At 65.5% G+C, this 17,537-nt stretch carries 14 protein-coding genes; 6 read left to right on the top strand and 8 right to left on the bottom strand.

Features of this window, described 5'->3' with window-relative positions; translation table 11 throughout:
* Positions 1-35: 35 nt before the first annotated feature.
* Positions 36-485, top strand: a complete 450-nt coding sequence (locus OKA04_RS16215; RefSeq protein WP_264502237.1) for a superinfection immunity protein — start codon at positions 36-38, stop codon at positions 483-485.
* On the opposite strand, the gene OKA04_RS16210 is transcribed toward OKA04_RS16215, so the two are convergent.
* The 6 genes from OKA04_RS16210 to OKA04_RS16185 form a co-directional block, all read right to left on the bottom strand.
* Positions 463-1,770, bottom strand: coding sequence for a DUF58 domain-containing protein (locus tag OKA04_RS16210; RefSeq protein WP_264502236.1), 1,308 nt, complete (start codon positions 1,768-1,770; stop codon positions 463-465). The two genes, OKA04_RS16215 and OKA04_RS16210, sit on opposite strands and share 23 nt — an antisense overlap.
* Positions 1,771-1,856: 86 nt before the next feature.
* Positions 1,857-2,855: an AAA family ATPase gene (locus OKA04_RS16205; protein WP_264502235.1), complete on the bottom strand. Its 999-nt coding sequence runs from the start codon at positions 2,853-2,855 to the stop codon at positions 1,857-1,859.
* The gene (locus OKA04_RS16200) at positions 2,852-3,988 is read right to left on the bottom strand and encodes a DUF4350 domain-containing protein (RefSeq protein WP_264502234.1); all 1,137 of its coding nucleotides are present in this window, start codon (positions 3,986-3,988) and stop codon (positions 2,852-2,854) included. The genes OKA04_RS16205 and OKA04_RS16200 overlap by 4 nt, the downstream gene beginning before the upstream one ends.
* Positions 3,955-5,373 (bottom strand): DUF4129 domain-containing protein, encoded by a 1,419-nt coding sequence (locus OKA04_RS16195; protein WP_264502233.1) that lies wholly within the window; start codon positions 5,371-5,373, stop codon positions 3,955-3,957. Before OKA04_RS16195 ends, OKA04_RS16200 begins: the two co-directional genes overlap by 34 nt.
* 4 nt (positions 5,374-5,377) lie before the next feature.
* Positions 5,378-6,346: a stage II sporulation protein M gene (locus OKA04_RS16190; protein WP_264502232.1), complete on the bottom strand. Its 969-nt coding sequence runs from the start codon at positions 6,344-6,346 to the stop codon at positions 5,378-5,380.
* Positions 6,343-7,098, bottom strand: coding sequence for an RDD family protein (locus tag OKA04_RS16185; protein WP_264502231.1), 756 nt, complete (start codon positions 7,096-7,098; stop codon positions 6,343-6,345). The genes OKA04_RS16190 and OKA04_RS16185 overlap by 4 nt, the downstream gene beginning before the upstream one ends.
* A gap of 456 nt (positions 7,099-7,554) precedes the next feature.
* Between OKA04_RS16185 and OKA04_RS16180 the strand changes: the two genes are divergently transcribed.
* From OKA04_RS16180 to OKA04_RS16170, 3 genes are all read left to right on the top strand, one after another.
* Positions 7,555-11,850, top strand: a complete 4,296-nt coding sequence (locus OKA04_RS16180) for a beta strand repeat-containing protein (RefSeq protein WP_264502230.1) — start codon at positions 7,555-7,557, stop codon at positions 11,848-11,850.
* 253 nt (positions 11,851-12,103) lie between these two features.
* Entirely contained in the window at positions 12,104-12,841 is a 738-nt protein-coding gene (locus OKA04_RS16175; protein ID WP_264502229.1) for a superoxide dismutase, read from the top strand.
* A 106-nt stretch (positions 12,842-12,947) separates the two neighbouring features.
* A complete protein-coding gene (locus tag OKA04_RS16170; protein WP_264502228.1) occupies positions 12,948-14,624 on the top strand; it encodes an RNA polymerase sigma factor in 1,677 nt (558 codons plus the stop codon).
* Between the two features lie 87 nt (positions 14,625-14,711).
* On the opposite strand, the gene queD is transcribed toward OKA04_RS16170, so the two are convergent.
* Positions 14,712-15,077 carry a 6-carboxytetrahydropterin synthase QueD gene (queD, locus tag OKA04_RS16165; protein WP_264502227.1) on the bottom strand — a complete coding sequence of 122 codons (366 nt, stop codon included), beginning with the start codon at positions 15,075-15,077 and terminating at the stop codon, positions 14,712-14,714.
* A 184-nt stretch (positions 15,078-15,261) separates the two neighbouring features.
* Here queD and OKA04_RS16160 point away from each other — a divergent pair, with 184 nt between their 5' ends.
* The gene (locus OKA04_RS16160) at positions 15,262-16,038 is read left to right on the top strand and encodes a glycosyltransferase family 2 protein (RefSeq protein ID WP_264502226.1); all 777 of its coding nucleotides are present in this window, start codon (positions 15,262-15,264) and stop codon (positions 16,036-16,038) included.
* Positions 16,035-16,685 (top strand): methyltransferase domain-containing protein, encoded by a 651-nt coding sequence (locus OKA04_RS16155; protein WP_264502225.1) that lies wholly within the window; start codon positions 16,035-16,037, stop codon positions 16,683-16,685. Before OKA04_RS16160 ends, OKA04_RS16155 begins: the two co-directional genes overlap by 4 nt.
* Positions 16,686-16,688: 3 nt before the next feature.
* On the opposite strand, the gene OKA04_RS16150 is transcribed toward OKA04_RS16155, so the two are convergent.
* On the bottom strand, positions 16,689-17,534 hold the full coding sequence (locus OKA04_RS16150; RefSeq protein ID WP_264502224.1) for a peptidylprolyl isomerase: 846 nt from the start codon (positions 17,532-17,534) through the stop codon (positions 16,689-16,691).
* Between the last annotated feature and the right edge of the window lie 3 nt (positions 17,535-17,537).

Genomic DNA, 17,537 nt, shown 5'->3' with positions numbered 1-17,537 from the left:
CTTGCGAAACGCGACGCCGCGGATAACTTGTCCGAATGGAAAACCTCGAAACCCTCCGCGCGAAGTTCATGGACTCCAAGCCGGCCCCCATCCCGGAGGAGGCCTACGAGCCCCGCCACGCGCGACGCCGGAGAACGCTGGGTGAAGAGCACGCCCTGCCGCTGTGGGGCCGGTGGGTCATCGGCCTCGCCCTGGCGGTGGTCGCGTCAGCGGTGGGCTTCTACTACTTCGGCGAGGAAGCCATCGTGCGGTCGATGCCTGCCGTTTTGCAGTGGCTCGGCTTCGTCGTCGTGATCCTCGCGGGCATCGTCGTCTATTTCCTGCCCGCCGTCGTCGCGTGGAATTACCAGGTGCGCCGGTCAGGGGCGATCCTGGCGCTCAATTTCCTCGTTGGCTGGACCTTCTTCGGCTGGGTCGGCGCTTTCGTCTGGGCCATCGCCGAAGTCGAGAGCCAGGAGCCGCTCACAAGCGCCCCGCAGCCTTGATATCGAGGTAGCGGTTCGCCAGCGCGATTGGGAACTGCTGCGCCGGGACATCCACGGTGAGAATGCCCGAGCCTTGGAGCGTCGCCAGCACCTCGGCGCGCTCGGCATCGTAGCGCTCCGCCGCGGCGAAGCGGAGGGCGTCGGAAAACTCGTCGATCGGCTTCGTCCTCGCATCCTCCACCGAGCGCTCCCGGAGGCTGGCGAGCATCACGAGGTGCTTCGACCGCAGGAGCCGCAGCGCGGGGATCAGCTCGGAGGAATCCTCGCCGCGCAGGTTGGTCATCACCACCACCAGCGCCCGGCGCTTTTGCCGCGCGAGCAGGCTCTCCGCCGCCGCGGCGAAGTCGCTGGGCTCCGGCGTGGTCTGGTAGTCGAAGAGATGATTCAGCAGCACCGCCATCGAGTGCGCGCCCTTCACCGGCGGCAGCCAGCGGTTCGTCCCGCCGAAGGCCTGCACGCCGACCTGGTCGCCCTGCCGCAGCGCCACGTAGGACAGCAGCAACATTGCATTCAGGCAGTGGTCGAATTGCGGGAGCTCGCCATCCATCGCCCGCATCCGGCGGCCGGTATCGGTGAGGAAGATGACGATCTGGTTCCGCTGCTCTTGGAATTCGCGGCTGATCAGCGCGACGCGGCGCGAGGTGGCCTTCCAGTCGATCTGCGACATGGGATCGCCCTCGCGGTATTCGCGGAGCTGGTGGAAATCGCGGCTGCTGCCAGCGTAGGCCTTCCGCACGATGCCCATCTGCTCCTGCCGCGCCTGCATCGCGAGCAGCGCGAATTTCAAGACCGGCTCGTAGTCCGGATAGACCTTCACCTGCTCGGCTTCGCCCGCGAGGTGCCGCCTGCGCCAGAGACCCAGCAGGGACGTCCGCTGCACGTGGACCTTCCCGAAGGACGCCATGCCGCGCTCGATGAGCCGCACCGGGTGCGTCACGCGGGCCTTCCCGCCGCTACCCTGGATGGTGCCTGCCCATGGCATGGCCTCCGCCTGGCCACCGGCGGGAATGCCGTCGAAGATCTCGACGACCGCCGGAAAGCGCCCGGGATTCCGGACATCCAGCCGCACGTCCGACGCCTCGCCTACGGCGAAGCGGCCTGGCAAGCGCCGCGAGATCTCCACCGGTGCGAAGCGCTTCAGCACGATGCCATCGACCAGCGCCGTCACCGCCAGCACCACCGCGGAAATCCACCACGGCGTCACCAGCTCGCGCCACACCGAGGCCGCGAGCCCGAAAAGGGCCCACGCCACCACGATACCCAGCGCTCTGGCAGTCGGACTCATGCGTAGTCGGATCTCAAATTTCGAATCTCAGATTTCAAATTCCCGGATGTGGAAAGCCCCCTCACTGGCGTGGAAAGCCGCTTGGATCACTGCCGCGGCGCGGGCACGGAATCGACGATCATGCGGAGCACCTCGTCCATCGATTGCCCGCCCATCGCCACTTCCGGCGCGAGCTGGACACGGTGGCGCAGCACCGGCAGCGCGGCGGCCTTGATGTCGTCCGGGATGACGAAGTGACGGCCATGCATTACCGCGATGGCCTTGCCGATGCGGACTAGCGCGATCGCGCCGCGGGTGCCTGCACCGAGCCACACGGTCTTCGCCTCGCGCGTCGCTTGGACGATCGCCACGGCGTAGTCCACCACCTCGCGCACGACCTGCACGGCAGCGACGGCGGCCTGAGCGCGCACCACTTCCTCCGGCGTGGCCACGACCTGCAGTTCCGAGGTCGAGGAGTCTCCCGGCGCTTCCGAGGCGGCGCGGGCAACGATCTCCGACTCGGCATCGCGTTCCGGATAGTCGATGATGATCTTCATCAGGAAGCGGTCGAGCTGCGCCTCCGGCAGCGGGTAGGTGCCCTCGTGCTCCACCGGATTCTGCGTGGCCAGCGTCATGAAGGGCGGCGAAAGCCGGAGCGTCTCGCCATCAATGGTCACCTGGCGCTCCTGCATCACCTCCAGCAGGGAGGCCTGGGTCTTGGCCGGCGCGCGGTTGATCTCGTCCGCCAGCAGCAGGTTGCAGAAGACCGGACCCTGCCGGAGCTGGAAAGTCTGGCTCTTCATGTCAAAGAGCCGGAAGCCGGTAACGTCCGACGGCATCAGGTCCGGTGTGAACTGGATACGGCCGAAATTCCCGCCGAAGGCCCGCGCAAGCGCCACCACCAACATCGTCTTGCCCAGACCCGGCTTGCCCTCCAGCAGCACGTGTCCGCCCGCCAGCAGTCCGGCTAGCACCTGGCTGACCACCTCGCGCTGGCCGATCACGGCGTGCTCCACCTGCGCCCGCAGGCGGGCGACCAAGGCTGAGGCATCGGCGGAAGGCGGCGGCGCGGGCGGGGCGTATTGTACGGCGTCTTCTTCGGTCATGTGAGTGAGAGGTGAAGCTTTTGGAGATCCGCGACCACGCGGGTAAAGGCAGTGAGATCAGCCGGGCGCTCATGGGTCATCGCCCGCTCGGCGCGCTCGCGGGTCATCCCGGCGCGCTCGGCCATCCATTCGAAAAGATCGCCATGATGCTGGCCGCCATGGCGCATCGCGCGCTCCAGCACCGAGTCGCGCAGCGGGCGCAGCATCGCCTGCCCCTTGTCGAGCCGCCATTGGAAGTCGCCGAGCGCTTCCAGGTGATGGTCGTAGTCGCGCTGGTGGGTCGGCTCGTCCTCGCGGCGCATCGGGCCGAAGCGCGGCATGTTCTTCCACAGCCACACCACCGTCAGCACCAGCAGGCCGATGAGCGCAGGCCAGCCGTGCCGCCAGAGCATCGTCCAGAGGGAAAGCCCGCCGTCGCGGATGATGGCGACCGTTCCCTCGTAGTAGGACATGTCCACCAGCGCCAGCAGTAGCTCCGCGTGGTCGTGGTCGCCGATGTAGCGGTTCCGGAAGGGTCGCGCATCCATCATCACCGTGACGATGCCATCGCCCACGAATGACTGGGCCATCGCCTGCCGCGTCCTGCCGTCGTGATCCACGCCCAGCATGGATTCCGCGAAAACCTCGTATCCCGTGCCATCCACCACGAGGCGCTTCGCTTCCACCTTCGTGCCGCTCGTGCTGAAGGTGAAGCCCTGCTCCTTCAGCCAGGCATCGAGCGACTTCGGCACAGCTTCATCGTCGAAGATATAGCGTAAGCTTCCCGAGCCCCGCCAGTCATCGTGATAGGACTCCGAGTTCTCAAACAGGCAAATGAGATGCCCGCCGTCGCTCACCCAGTCCTTCACCTCGCGGACGTAGGCATCGGTGGTCAGCACCGATGCCGGCACGATCATCACCGAGACGTCTTCCAAGTCCGGCCAGCCGGGCTTGTTGAGGACGGCGTGGTCCATCTGCTCCAGAAAGCGCGCGGCTGCGAGGTAGGCATCCAGCTTCGCCCTGCCCTTGTAACCCGTCTCCTCGGTGCGGGTCGTGTAGCTGCCGCCGCCACAACCGGCGACCAGCAGGCAGAGGAGAAGCCAAAGCGTCCTCACGCCCGTCATGCCGGCCTCCTTTCCGAGGAAAACGGCCACGTCGCGCAGAGCTCCTGCATGCGCTCGTCCTGCGGGGCGCGACGACCGTAGGCCAGCGTCATCCAGGCATCGGTCAGCCCGCCGAAGTAACCTGAGTGCGCCGCGGCCTCAGCTTCCACCCGGCGCAGGCAATCGCTCTCGGTGTCCGACTCGGCGATCTCCACGCCGCCGGTCTCAATGAGCCGGGAAATCGTCCCGCGATACAGCAGGCTCATCGCCTCATGGCGCCGTCCGACGCGCCACAGCTCCATCGCCGCGGTCGGGATGTCCTTTGGCAGCGACTCCGGCGCGACATCCATGCCCATCACCACGCGTGCCGCGGCAGGGACGGGCTTTTGCAAGCTGATGCCGGCACCTTTGAATACATGGCGATACCGCCAGATCATCCACACGAAGAAGGCGATCAGCAGTCCTAGCAGCGTCCAGCCGATGCCGGAGATCAGCATTGCGAACCAGTCGCCCGGGCCACTCCAGCCGCCGGAGGAACCGCTCGGAGTGCGCTCCTTCCACGTGTGCTTGAAGACCTCGAAATCCGGATGCGCCTTCACGTCGCTGATCACCTCCTTCGGCGTCCCGTCAGCCATCGACCGCGGCGAGATCGCGAAGAAAACGAGCAGCGTCATCACCGCCCCGGCGACCCCGCGCAGGCGGTTCCCCAGGCGGCGGAAGGCGAGTTCCACGTCCCAGCCCTCGATCCAGGTACGATGGTTCACGTAGATGCCGAAGCCCGCACCGGTGCCGAAGACATCCACCAGCGACATCGCGAGCATCACCGCGCTCACCCCGGTCCACAGCAGCCCCTGCGGCAGGCCCGCCCAGGAATTCCCGCTCCACTCCTTCATCGCCAGGTTCCACACCTCCGCCTCGGTGGAGGGCAGGAACATCAGCGCCGTGGCAAAGACCGCGACCGCCAGCCACGCGGTGAGGAAGGCGCGCCACAGCGCGAGCACCACCACCGTGGCATCCCCGCGACGCAGCAGGATCCGCACGCGGGTGGCATAGTCCTTTTTCCGCAGGCCCTCCAGATCCTCCACGGCCATCGTCAATGGCCGCCACGGGGACAGACGTGCCCACAGCATGCGATAGAAGAAGCGCCGCACGCAGGCACGCGGCCACTCGCGAAGAATGGCCCGCCAACCGGGCAGCTCACCGAAGAGCCGGCGGCTCATGACAAAAAGCACCAGTCGCGAGCTCACCGGCATCCACCACCAGCACAGCAGCAGCATCAGCAGCGGGAGGTCCCGCAGGAAGACGAGCGAAAGCACCAGCGGCGGCAGCATGCCGAGCCACCAGCAGGCGAGGAGCCGCCAGAAATCGCGTCGTGACAGCGCGATGCCGAGGTCCACCGCCTCCCAATCGCTCCGTGGCCGGAGCTCCGCCGTCATTTCTTCAAGCCGCACGCGTCCCCCTTCCCAATGCCAGGAAATACACCGCGTGAAGCACCCATCCGGCGATGCCGACGGCATACTTCACCCCCGAGTCCATCGGCTGCGCGGACCAGAAGCCCTCCACCACCGCGGCCATGCCCGTCATGACCGCCGCGCCGAGCAGCAGCGGCAGCGCCTGCTTCCCCGCCTCCGCGATCGCCCGCGATCTGGGCAAGCGCCCCGGCTTCAAAACCCCGAGCCCGAGCCGCATGCCTGCCATGCCCGCGACCACCATGCCGAGCAACTCGTAGGACGAGTGACCCGCCACGAAGGTCCAGAAGGACTCCGGATTGCACGCGTAGTGGACATACCCCGCCGAGGCCCCGATGTGGATGCCATTGTAAACGAGGAAGAAAATGGTGCCGACGCACGCGGCGATGCCCCCGGCGAAGATCTGGAAGTCGATGCCGACGTTGTTCCGGATGTAGAAGCCGAACATCATGAAATTCGAGCCGAACTCCTCCCGCAGGTGGCTGATCTGCTCCTCCTTCCCGCCATACATGCTCTCCATGCTGGCCATGCCCTGCTGGCCGATGGCGGAGCGGATCCAGTCGATATCGAACCACGCCGACGCCATCATCGCGAAGAACGGGATCCAGAAGAGCGCATTGCACAGCCAGAAAAGCCGCCACTCCTTCCGGACGATCTGCGGGAATCCGGCGACGGCGAATCTCAGCGCGGTCTGCCAGCCGTGCTTGCGGCTGCGGTAGAGGAGCTTGTGCCCGCGGATGACAAGGGCATTCAGCCGCTCGATCAGGTGGCCCGCATACATCCGGTGGCGGGCCAGCGCAAGGTCGGAGCAGGCCTCGCGGAAGCGCCGTGGCAGCTCGTCCACGCCTTCCACAGGCTTGCCCTTCTCCACGCTGGTGATCAGGCGGTCCAGCTCCACCCACTCGGCGGCGCGGCGTTCTTCAAAGGATCCGGGGCTCATCGTCTCTCCTGCAGCCAGTGGGCTATCGCCATGATGCGCGTGACGCCCCTGCGGCCGTCGGCGCCCGTCAATTCCTTCGCGTGATTCGCGATCTCGACCTGTCGTCCCTCTGACCAGAAGCCCGCGCGCTCGCGGAAGGCGACGACGGCGCGGACTTCCTCCGGCCGCAGGGCCATGGCCGGGCGGGCAGCTTCCATGGGCGGGGGCGCGGGTGCCGAGGGCTCCGGCAGCACACGGTCGTAGATCACCACCGTCCCGGCCGCGAGATCGCCGAGCCGCTGGAAGCGCTTCGTGGCCATGCACGCCGCCAGGCCGAAGGCCATGGTGGGCACGGGGAGCCCGCTGGTCCACACCGTGGGCCACAATGGCATCTCATCGATCCAACGCAGGAAATTCCTCAAGATCGACTGCCCGAAGGTGATCGGCGCGCCGGACGTCTGCACCACGCGCAGGCCCATCATGCGCTTGCCGGGCGTCGCACCACGCTTCGAGGCTTCGAAGAACACGGGATACCACCAGCGCATGAAAAACCACACGAGCAGGAATATCCCCATCGCCACCTGGAAACCGATCGCCACTCCCGCAAACACGAGCACGAAAGCTCCGGCGATCAGGATCAGCATCTGAATGATCAGGTCTATGGCCATGGCGATCCCGCGTGGCAGCGGTCCAGCGATGCGGAGCCGCACCTCCACGCCCTCGGCCAATTCGATGGCCTGCAGCGTGTCGATCCGCAGCGTGGAATCTTCCATGTGTCCCAGAGTCGCGAGGAGGCTAGCGACAGATAATATTACGTAAAGGCAGGATACGCCGGAAATGCGACCGTTAGACGGCATAACCCCGCCCGCCACCACAGGTCGCGGGAGGCTCTGGACTACAGGCGACACGGGTCAATCCCTACCGCATACGTAGTAATGACCGCACAAGGATGCCGGGCAGGCCACCCACCGAAATACACGTAGGTCCCAAACGTCTTGAATGGTGGATTTTCGCGACACAACCCGCTAGAAGGCTTCCTGTAGCAAAGATCAGAAAGGTGTTCTCGTGCCAAAATGACTGCTCCCGTCAGGCACCCGGGGCCGACCCGACCGGCAACCACAGCGTAAAGACATCGAGCCACTAAACCCCTGATCCGTTTTCGCCGTTTGAAATTGAGACGATCCCACACGGGCCGTGTCCTCCTTACTCGAATACCAAAAAAAACCAAAATGCATACTCCCCGATTCGTACGAGGCTCCCTGCTCCTCCTCGCGGCATCGATGCCGGTACATGCCGCCCTCTACTGGGACGGCACCTCCACCACCCCGGACGCTGACGGAGGAGTCGGCACCTGGGACACCACGGCCACCAACTGGGACTCCGCAGCCGTCGCAGGCACGGACGTCGTCTGGAATCCGGCTGAGACAGCCGCCTTCGGCGGGACTGCCGGGACAGTGACCATCGCCACCGGTGGCATCACCGCGGCGAACCTCGATTTCCAGGTCACCGGCTACAATGTCAGCGGAGATCCCATCGCGCTCAGCAATGGCAATGTCCGGGTCGGCTCAGGCTCCGCCACCGTGGGATCCGTGATCACCGGAAGCAACGGCCTGACGAAGACCGGCTCCGGCGCCATCATTCTGGCTGGCAACAATACCTATACCGGGACCACTACCGTGAGCGGAGGTATACTTGTCGCAAACGTCTTGGCAAACAACGTGACGGCGTCCTCGCTCGGTATCGGCACTTCGCTGGTCCTGGATGGCGGGACCTTCCGCTATCCGACGGCGTCCGCCAACGTGAACAATTTCGCCCGCCTTATCACCCTCGCTGGCGACTCGGTCGTGGATATGGAAGGCGCTGGCTTCCTGTTCTTCGGCGGGGTTATTTCGGGCCCGGGGTCTTTGACCAAAGTTGGCACCCGGCAGTTGATCATCAGCGGCAACAATACCTATCAGGGTGAAACCTTCGTCAATGTAGGTGAGGTCCAGATCCGCAATCTGAACGCATTCGGCACCACCGGACAGGGCACGACCGTGGCCGACGGCGCACGCGTGGCGGCTGGCGGGGCACTGGGAGGAACCGTCAACGAGAGATTCACCCTCAACGGCCTCGGCGGAGGAAACGGAGCCCTGCAGGCAAATGACTCCGGCACCAATGTCACCTTTGGAGGTGCCATCACCCTGGCGACCACCAGCGGCATCGGCGGCGGGGTTCCCTTCGCAATCAGCGGCGTCATCGGCGGTCCCGGAGGCCTCACGAAGCTGACCACAAATGCCGTCACGCTGAATGGCACCGCGGCAAATACCTACACGGGCGTCACCACCCTCGGCGGCACCGGCAAGCTGGTGCTGGACAAGACCGATGGAGTCGTCGCCATCCCGGGAAACATCAATCTCTCCTCCACAGCGTGGAACGGCCAGAACTCGGGTGTCGTCCTCGCCAGCAACGAGCAGATCGCCGATACCTCCATCGTCACATGGACGACGACCTCAGCCCCGGCGGGTGGTGCTCAGGAAGACAGCTTCCTCCGCCTGAACGGCTATACCGAGACCATCGGTGGTCTGGTTTCAACCGGTCTCGGATTCAAGGCCGTGGTCGAGAACCGTGGTGCCAATGACCTCGCCACCTATGGCCAAGGCACGCTGATCATCAATGTCGCCACTGGCCTCACTCACAACTACAACGGCAGCATGCGGGATAGCGACGGTGGCGACAGCGGCACCGGCGGCAAGGTGGCCCTCACGAAGACCGGCCCGGGCACCCAGGTGCTCTCCGGCGGCATGAACTCCGCCACCGGCCCGCTGCTGGTAAACGCCGGCACTCTCCGGGTGAACAATCTGCTCGGCAGCGCCACCTCCTCGGTCACCGGTACCGGTACTCTGGAAGGCACCGGCACGATGAGCGGCGGAGCCGTCACCGTCACCGCCGGCGGCACCCTCGCCCCCGGCATCACGGGCACGGGCACCTTTACCGTCACCACCCCGGCGGTCATTGGCAACTTGGGCAAGCTTTCCTTGGCCACCGCCACCCTCGGCGGCTCTGCCACCGTCGCCTCCGGCGGTCTGGTCACGGGTGCAGGCACGGTCTCGGGCTCGCTGACCGTCCAGAGCGGTGGCACGCTCACCCCGGGCACCGATCTCGCGCCCATCGGCACCATCTCCGTCAATGGTGCCCTGAATCTGGCGGGAACCACCAACATCCAGATCGGCAAGACCGGCGGAGTGGTCAGCAATGACTCCATCGCCGGGCCTACGAGCATCGCCTTCGGCGGAACCCTCGCCATCTCCGTCGTTGCCGGCAGCGAGGCATTCACGGTGGGAGATACGATCACGCTGTTCAATTCCCCTGGCGCCCTTTTCTCGGGCTCCTTCGCCAGCATCACCGGACTGCCCGCCCTCGGCACAGGCTTGCAGTGGGAAACCACGAACCTGACGAGCAACGGCACCATCTCCGTGGTCAGCAATACCAGCGCTCCCGGCTTCAGCCTCTCGAGCGGTGGCTACATCGGAGCCCAGTCCGTGACCATCTCGTCGGACCCCGGTGCGACCATCTACTACACCACCAATGGATCCACCCCCACGGTCTCGTCACCGAGCGGCCTGAGCCCGCTGACGGGCATCACCGTGCCGGACAATACCGTCGGCTTCACCATCAAGGCGATGGCCAAGCACCCGGACTTCGGATTCAGCGCCGTCTCCACCGCGACATACAATACCGTCTCCGGCTCGGCCAAGTGGAACGTGGACGCCAATGGCAACTGGAGCGATGCCGGCAACTGGCTCAACCAGGTTGTGCCGAACGGAACCGGCGTCCAGGCCGACTTCACCTTCACGCAGGGCTTCCCGACCCTCGTGACCGTGGACAGCAACCGCACGGTCGGCGGCCTGCTCTTCAACAACGCGAACGCGATCTCGTGGACGCTGGAAGGATCCAGCGTGCTGACACTCGACGTCGCCACCGGCTCGCCGGTCATTGCGACGCCCAATGTGGCCGTGGAAACCTTCATCTCCACCGTGCTCGGGGGAAACAAGGGCTTCACCAAGACCGGTGCGGGACTACTGACCTTGTCCGGAGCGAATTCCTACGCCGGTGACACCGTCATTTCCGGCGGCGTCGTGAGCGTGGCGAACCTGAAGTACAACGGCACGGCATCGCCGCTCGGAACGGGATCGAATCTCGTCCTCGACGGTGGCACCCTCCGCTATACCGGAGGCAGCGTCCGCGTCGACCAGGTCAGCAACTTCAACCGCAACGTCGTGCTGACCGCGAACAACGGCACGATCGAGACGGGAGCCGCCGGATTCTGGCTCGCGGAAGGCGTCTTCTCCGGAGCGGGCGGCTTCACCAAGACAGGTGCGAAGCAGCTCATCCTGGTGAACGCCGGCTCCTACGGGGGCGTGACGAATGTGAACGAAGGTGAAATCCAGTTCCGCACGCAGACTTCGCTCGGAGCAGCCACCGCGGGCACCAACGTGGCCAACGGGGCATGGGTCGCGGCAGGTGGAAACGTGAATGGAGCGGTCGCCGAGCCATTCACGCTCAACGGCACCGGCAATGGAAACGGCGCGCTGCAAGGGAACGACGCCTCCACCGTGAACTTCACGGGCCCTGTCACCCTCGCGACGACGGCCGGTGTCGGCGGCTCCCGCGACTTCACCCTCTCCGGCGGCGTCAGCGGCCCGGGTGGACTGACGAAGCTGAGCGGCAACAACATCACCGTGACCGGAGCCTTGACCTACCAGGGCCCGACCACCGTGTCCGCGGGCACGCTCGGCATCTCCGGCACCACCACGAGTGGACTGACGGTGGCCACCGGAGCCACCTTTGCTCCCGGTGGGGCTATCATCGGCACCTTCATCGCGGGGAATACCGACATCAACGGCACCTACGCCTTCCAAGCGACTGAAACCACCGCTGACAACCTGACGGTGAATGGCAACCTGGACATCGAAGGAGCCACCCTCGCCTACTCCCAGCTCATCGCGCCAACAGCCAACAGCTACGTCATCGCCAGCTACACGGGCACCCTGACCGGCACCTTCACCGTCACCGGCACCCTGCCATCAGGCTACTCGGTGGTGTATGATGCGACCGCGAAGCAGATCCTGCTGAGAAAGTCCGGTGGCTTCTCGAGCTGGGCCAGCACGAACGGCTTGACCGGCTCACCGACCGCCGACTTCGACAACGACGGCCTGCCAGACGCCGTGGAATACGTGCTGGGCTCCGATCCGAAGGCATCCAGCACCGCAGCGGCACCGGCACTCAGCCTGTCCGGCGCGAACATGGTCTTCACTTTCAACCGCGCCAACTCGTCCAAGACCGCGGACGTGACGGTGGCGATCGAGGTGGGCACCAACCTGACCGCCTGGCCGACCACCTACACCGTGGGCAATGACACCGCCGGCTCCACGGCGGGCGTCACGGTTACCGCAGGTGCCAACGCCGATACCGTCACCCTCACCGTGCCTCGCGGAACGGACACGAAGAAATTCGCCCGTCTGAAGGTCACGGTCGCTCCCTGATCCGGCCTCACCCGCCACACAGCAGAAAACGCAGGAAGGCGTCCCCGCGAGGGGGCGCCTTCTTTCCGTGTGGGTGGGAGGATTCCCAAGGCCACTGTCACGATTCCGCCCCCGATGCTGGAATTTTGGAATCAGCCGCTGCTTCCGCTTTCATACGATTTCCGCACAGGCGAGGCGCACGGACGCGGCATATCGCGATTTTGTCGTCACCTTTCCGTTTGTGCCGGAAGCCCAACCGCATAGCTTGACCACGATGAACACACCTGACCTGAACCGCCGCCATTTCGTGAAGCTCTCCGCTGCCGCCGTCGGCGCGCTTGCAGCCACGCCTGCCGCATTTGCGCAGGACGCGAAGGCGGCGTTCACCCTCCCCGCCCTGCCTTACAAGCCCGCCGATCTCGCGCCGCACATCGATGCGAAAACCATGGAGATCCACCACGGCAAGCACCACCAGGCCTACATCACGAACCTGAATACCGCCGTGGCCGCCAATGCCTACCTGCAAGGCAAGCCGATCGAGGATCTGGTGGTGAACCTGCCGAAGATCGAGGACGAAGCCGTCCGCATGACCGTCCGCAACAACGGTGGCGGCCACTGGAACCACGCATTCTTCTGGGAAATCATGGCCCCGGCAGGAAAGGGCGGCGAGCCGGGCGACAAGCTCTTGGAAGCGATCAAGGCCTCCTTTGGCTCGATGGAGGATTTCAAGAAGCTCTTCGGCGAGGCCGCGACCAAGCGCTTCGGCTCCGGCTGGGCCTGGCTCATCGTGCAGGACGGCAAGCTGAAGGTCGTGAGCACCGCGAACCAAGACAGCCCGCTGATGAAGGGCATCGTCCCGGACAGCGACCTCGGCACCCCGATCCTGGGACTGGACGTGTGGGAGCACGCCTACTACCTGAACTACCAGAACCGCCGCCCGGACTACATCACCGCCTGGTGGAACGTGGTGAACTGGGACGAGGTGGCAAAGCGCTTCGCCAAGGCCTCCTGATAGCCCGGCTTTCGGGATACTTTTCGCAGAAATCGCGCGGCCTGACGGGGTCGCGCGATTTTTTTGTGTCCGGTCCCCCGATCTCGCGGACAGTAAGGTCCCAGAAATGCGGGAATCCTCCGATGCCGAACTCCTTTCGGACTGGCTGAAGCGCCAGCGCGAGACGGCTTTCCACGCCCTCGTCGCCCGCTATGCCGGGCTGGTCCACATGGCGGCACTGCGGACCTGCGAGGACGAGGCACTGGCCGCAGAGGCCTCGCAGCTCACTTTCATCACCCTCGCCCGCAAGGCCCGCTCGCTCGCCTCGCGCGGCTCCGTCGCCGGCTGGCTGCACATCACCGCCGTGATGCACGCCAAGAACCTGCTGCGCCAGCACCGGCGCGAATCCCGCAAACGCCAACTCCTGCGCACGCACATGGAAACTTCCCCGCCCGACCATGCCGCCGAGGCGTGGAAGAACATGCAGCCGGTGCTGGACGAGGCACTGGCCGCCCTGTCCACCAGCGACCGGGAGACCCTGCTGCTGCGCTTCTACCGCTCGCTGAGCGTGAAGGAGATCGCCGCCGCCCTGGGAATCGCCACGGATGCCGCGCAGAAGCGACTGGACCGCGCCACCGAGCGCCTGCGCCAGCAGCTCGCCCGCCGCGGCTGCCAGGTCGGCGGCTCGCTGGGTGCCGCCATGGTCGCCGGGCTGGGCGCGGATGCCCAGGCCGCGATCCCCGGAGTCGCCACCCTCGCCACGAAAGCCCTCGCCGCCACCGCAGCCGGTGGTGCCACCACTCTCACCACCATCACACTCATTGCCATGACCAAGAAAACCGCCATCACCGCCGGCGCGGCCCTGCTGCTTGTCGGAGCCGGAGCCGTCGCCTTCATCAATCGCGACACGGGAGCCCCCGCTGGAAATGCCCCTGAGGTCGCCACCACCGGTAAGCAAGGTACCGGAACCACCGGAGGCCTGGCACCCACCGAGGAATCCACCCGCGCCCCGAAGGCCAAGCCGCGCGAAACCACGCAGAACTCCGACCTCATCGCGCAGTACGGGGAGTCCCGCACCAATCTCTCCAAACATGTCGCAAACAACGTCATCGGCCTCTTCGAGGATGGCGTGGCCATGGGTGAAATGGCCACCACCGGGGAATTCGCCGGTGCCTTCGGCGGACCGCGCGCGCACCTCGGCCGCTCGCTAGGCGGGCTGCATGGCCGCCTGAATCTCACCGACGAGCAGCAGGACAAGGCCGCCGCCGCCCTTGCCGAATATCAGAAGCGCGAGATCGCCCGCTCGAAGGAAAACATCGAGAATCTCAAGAAGGACCCGACGGCGCTGATGAAGCTCATGCTTGCCAGCGACTCCTACTCCCGCGGCGACATCACCGAGGAAGAGTGGAAGGCCGCCCAACTCGCCTCCGGCGACGAGCTGAAGGGTGTCATGAACCCGCTCGACCGCAACAACCTCCGCGGCCAACCCTTGAAGGACGACCAATTCGTGAGCGACCTGAGCGCGGTGCTCGACCCCGCCCAGACGGAAACCCTGCAGCGCGAAATGACCGAGCAGCAGGCCCGCGAGGCATCCGGCAACGGCGGCGGAATCACCAACATGCCCTCGATGAACCTCGAGGAACTCGACAGCACCATCACCTCCGCGAAGAAAGTCACCGCTGGCATGAAAGGCATGATGGAAGGCATGGGCGGCCTACAGGGCCTCGGTCCCATGATGGAGCAGCAGCGCCGGGCCCGTGAAGCCGCTCCCGCGGAGGAGGCTCCGGAGAGCACCGAACAGTGAGCTGACCGGTGGTCCGTGGCCGCGGCCTCCAGCCGCAGGTCCTCACCAGGCAGGGCTTGCGGCCTCCGGCCACAGCCACGGACAGGCTCAGAATTCCCCCTTGAAAGAGCAGCGGGCGGTCGGGGTCTCGTAGATCACGATCTCCGCGAGGCCCGGGAGCTGGGGCGCGAGCTTCTTCCAAAACCAGCCCGCCATCCGCTCGATGGTGGGGCTTTCAAGTCCCTCGATGTCATTGAGATAGCCGTGATCCAGCAGCTCCAGCAGCGGATTCATGGCCTCGGAGATCCGCTTGTGGTCATAGACCCAGCCGACGGACTCATCCACCTCTCCCTCGATGGAGATCTCCACCTTGAAGCTGTGGCCGTGCATGCGGCGGCATTTGTGGTCCTCCGGCAGGCTCGGCAGGGTGTGGGCGGCTTCGAAGCGGAAGTCCTTGGTGACGCGGGCGCGCATGCGGGGATGAAATCACCATTCATCGATCGCTCAATCACCAATCGGGCTACCGGCGTCCTGACGCTACGGAAAAACCCGCCCCGATGGTGCGCGATGCACGGGATGCATCTTTCGGCCCATTGCCCGCCCCGATTGCTGACTGGAGGATTGCTGACCGAAGATTTCCGCGTCACACCTCCCCCGCATGCCGGATTCCCGACCTGTCGTTCTCATCCCCAGCTACAATACCGGACCCATCCTCCCAGCCACCGTCGCCGCGGCGCTGGCCCAGGGCGTGCCGGTGCGGGTGGTGATCGACGGCTCCACGGACGGTTCGCCGGATCTCCTCGAGCCGCTGCTGGCCAATCCGCTGCTGAAAGTCACCCGCCTCGCAAAGAACGCCGGGAAAGGCTCCGCCGTCCTGCACGGGACCCGCGACGCGCTGGCCGAGGGCTTCACCCACGTGCTGTGCATGGATGCGGACGGCCAGCACCCGGCGGAGATGATCCCGGATTACTTCGGCCTCTCCCACCGGCACCCGGAAGCCGCGGTCTTCGGCCGCCCGGTCTTCGACGCCTCCGCCCCGGCGCTGCGGGTGAACGGCCGGAAGGTTTCGAATTTCTGGGCAAACCTGGAAACCATGGGCTGGGGCATCGATGACTCGCTCTTCGGCATGCGGCTCTACCCTGCGGCCGGGCTGGTGGAGGTCTTTGAGAGCACCAGCTTTGCCCGGCGCTTCGACTTCGATCCCGAGGTGGCCGTGCGCCTCGCTTGGCGCGGCGTCCCCATCCTGAACCTGCCCACTCCTGTCCGCTATCTCAGCCGCGAGGAAGGCGGCGTGTCGCAATTCCGCTATCTCCGGGATAACACCTTGCTGACGTGGATGCACACGCGGCTGTTCTTCGGCTTTCTCGTCCGCTTACCTTGGCTTGCCTTGCGGGGCGAAAACCCGCTCCTTTCCCTCAGCCCGCCCCGCAAGTGACCGCCGATCTTCCCAAAAAACTCGCCGCCCCCTTCCCCGGGGTCTGGGACCGCTGCTACGTGGGATCGAAGGTGAAGACCGATCCGCTCTACGGCGCGGTGCACGAAGAACTCCGCGGCTCGGCACTGCCCCTGCTCGACCTCGGCTGCGGTCTCGGGCTGCTGGCCTTCTATCTCCGCGAGCGTGGGCTGGACTTCCCCATCACGGGCGTGGACTACGATCCGCGGAAAATCGAGTCCGCCTGGAAGGCATCCGCCGCGCTGGATCACCGCGACCTTTCCTTCGCCACCCACGATGCTCGCCAAGGTCTGCCGGAGCATCATGGGAATGTGACGATCCTCGATATCCTCCAGTTTTTCACCCCGGAAGAACAGGCGACCCTGATCGGCCTCGCCGCATCCCGCGTCGCGCCGGGCGGCAAGCTGGTGATCCGCTCCTGCCTGCGCGATGACTCGCGGCGCTTCAAGGTGACGGTCTTCTGCGACTACATCGCGAAGGCCACCTTCTGGATGAAGGCGGCACCGACGCACTATCCCTCTGCGGAGGAGTTCCAGAGGAATCTATCACCCCACGGCAAGGTCACGATCAGCCCGCTGTGGGGCGGCACGCCCTTCAACAATCACCTGATCGTGATGGAGAAGGCGTAGCGGTCACTCCCGCTCGATGACCGCGGTGGTGCGGAGTTCGGCGGCGAGATCCTTCAGCACCTGCAGGCGGCGGGTGCGCGCGACTTCCTCCCGGATGCTGTTGACGACTTCTTCGAAGGGCTGGACGGAGGCCGGGCGGACGCCGGTAACCTTCACGAGGTGGTAGGCCTGCTCGTAGTGGAAGACGGGGCTGATTTCGCCCTCCTGCATCGAGAAGAGCATCGCCTCGAAGGGATTCAGCAAACGCTGCTGGTCGATCCACCCGAGATCGGTCTCGCCGCTTTTCTTCTGGGTATTCTCGGCGGCCAGCGTGGCGAAGTCCTCGCCGGCTAGCGCGCGGGTGCGAATGGCCAGCATGGCGGCGTAGTCTTCCCACGGATTGGAATTCTCCGGGAAGCGCACCATATGGAGCACCTGCGCCTCGGCGGGCGTACGGAAGCGGGTGATATTCGCGTCGTACCAAGTACGAAGCTCATCGTAAGTCAGCTCCGGCAGGCCGTCCCACAGGCTGGCGGTGAAGCGCTCCATGCGGAGCTGCGAGACGGTCTCCGCGCGCAGCGAGTCGCGCTGGGCGTCCAGCAGGTCCCACGAGGCACCGTGGCGTCGCCACTCGCGCAAGGTTTCCTCGAAGGCCGTGCGGACCTCGTCTGCGAGTGGCTGCGGCACGCGGCGCTCCGCCTCCTGGGCGAGCAGGATGCCATCGATGACCTCCTCCTCTGCCTGTGCGCGGAATTCATCATCCCGCTCGCAGCAGGAGACCTCGCTGGCCAGTTCCGCCTCCGCCTTGAAGCGGACATAGGCATCCTCGATCAGCGCGGGATCGGCCTGCTCACCATTGACTCGCAGCATGCC

The organism is Luteolibacter flavescens, from assembly GCF_025950085.1.
Taxonomy (GTDB): domain Bacteria; phylum Verrucomicrobiota; class Verrucomicrobiia; order Verrucomicrobiales; family Akkermansiaceae; genus Haloferula; species Haloferula flavescens.
The sequence above is the reverse complement of the archived record's forward strand: the minus strand, read 5'-3'. Positions and strand labels throughout refer to the sequence as shown.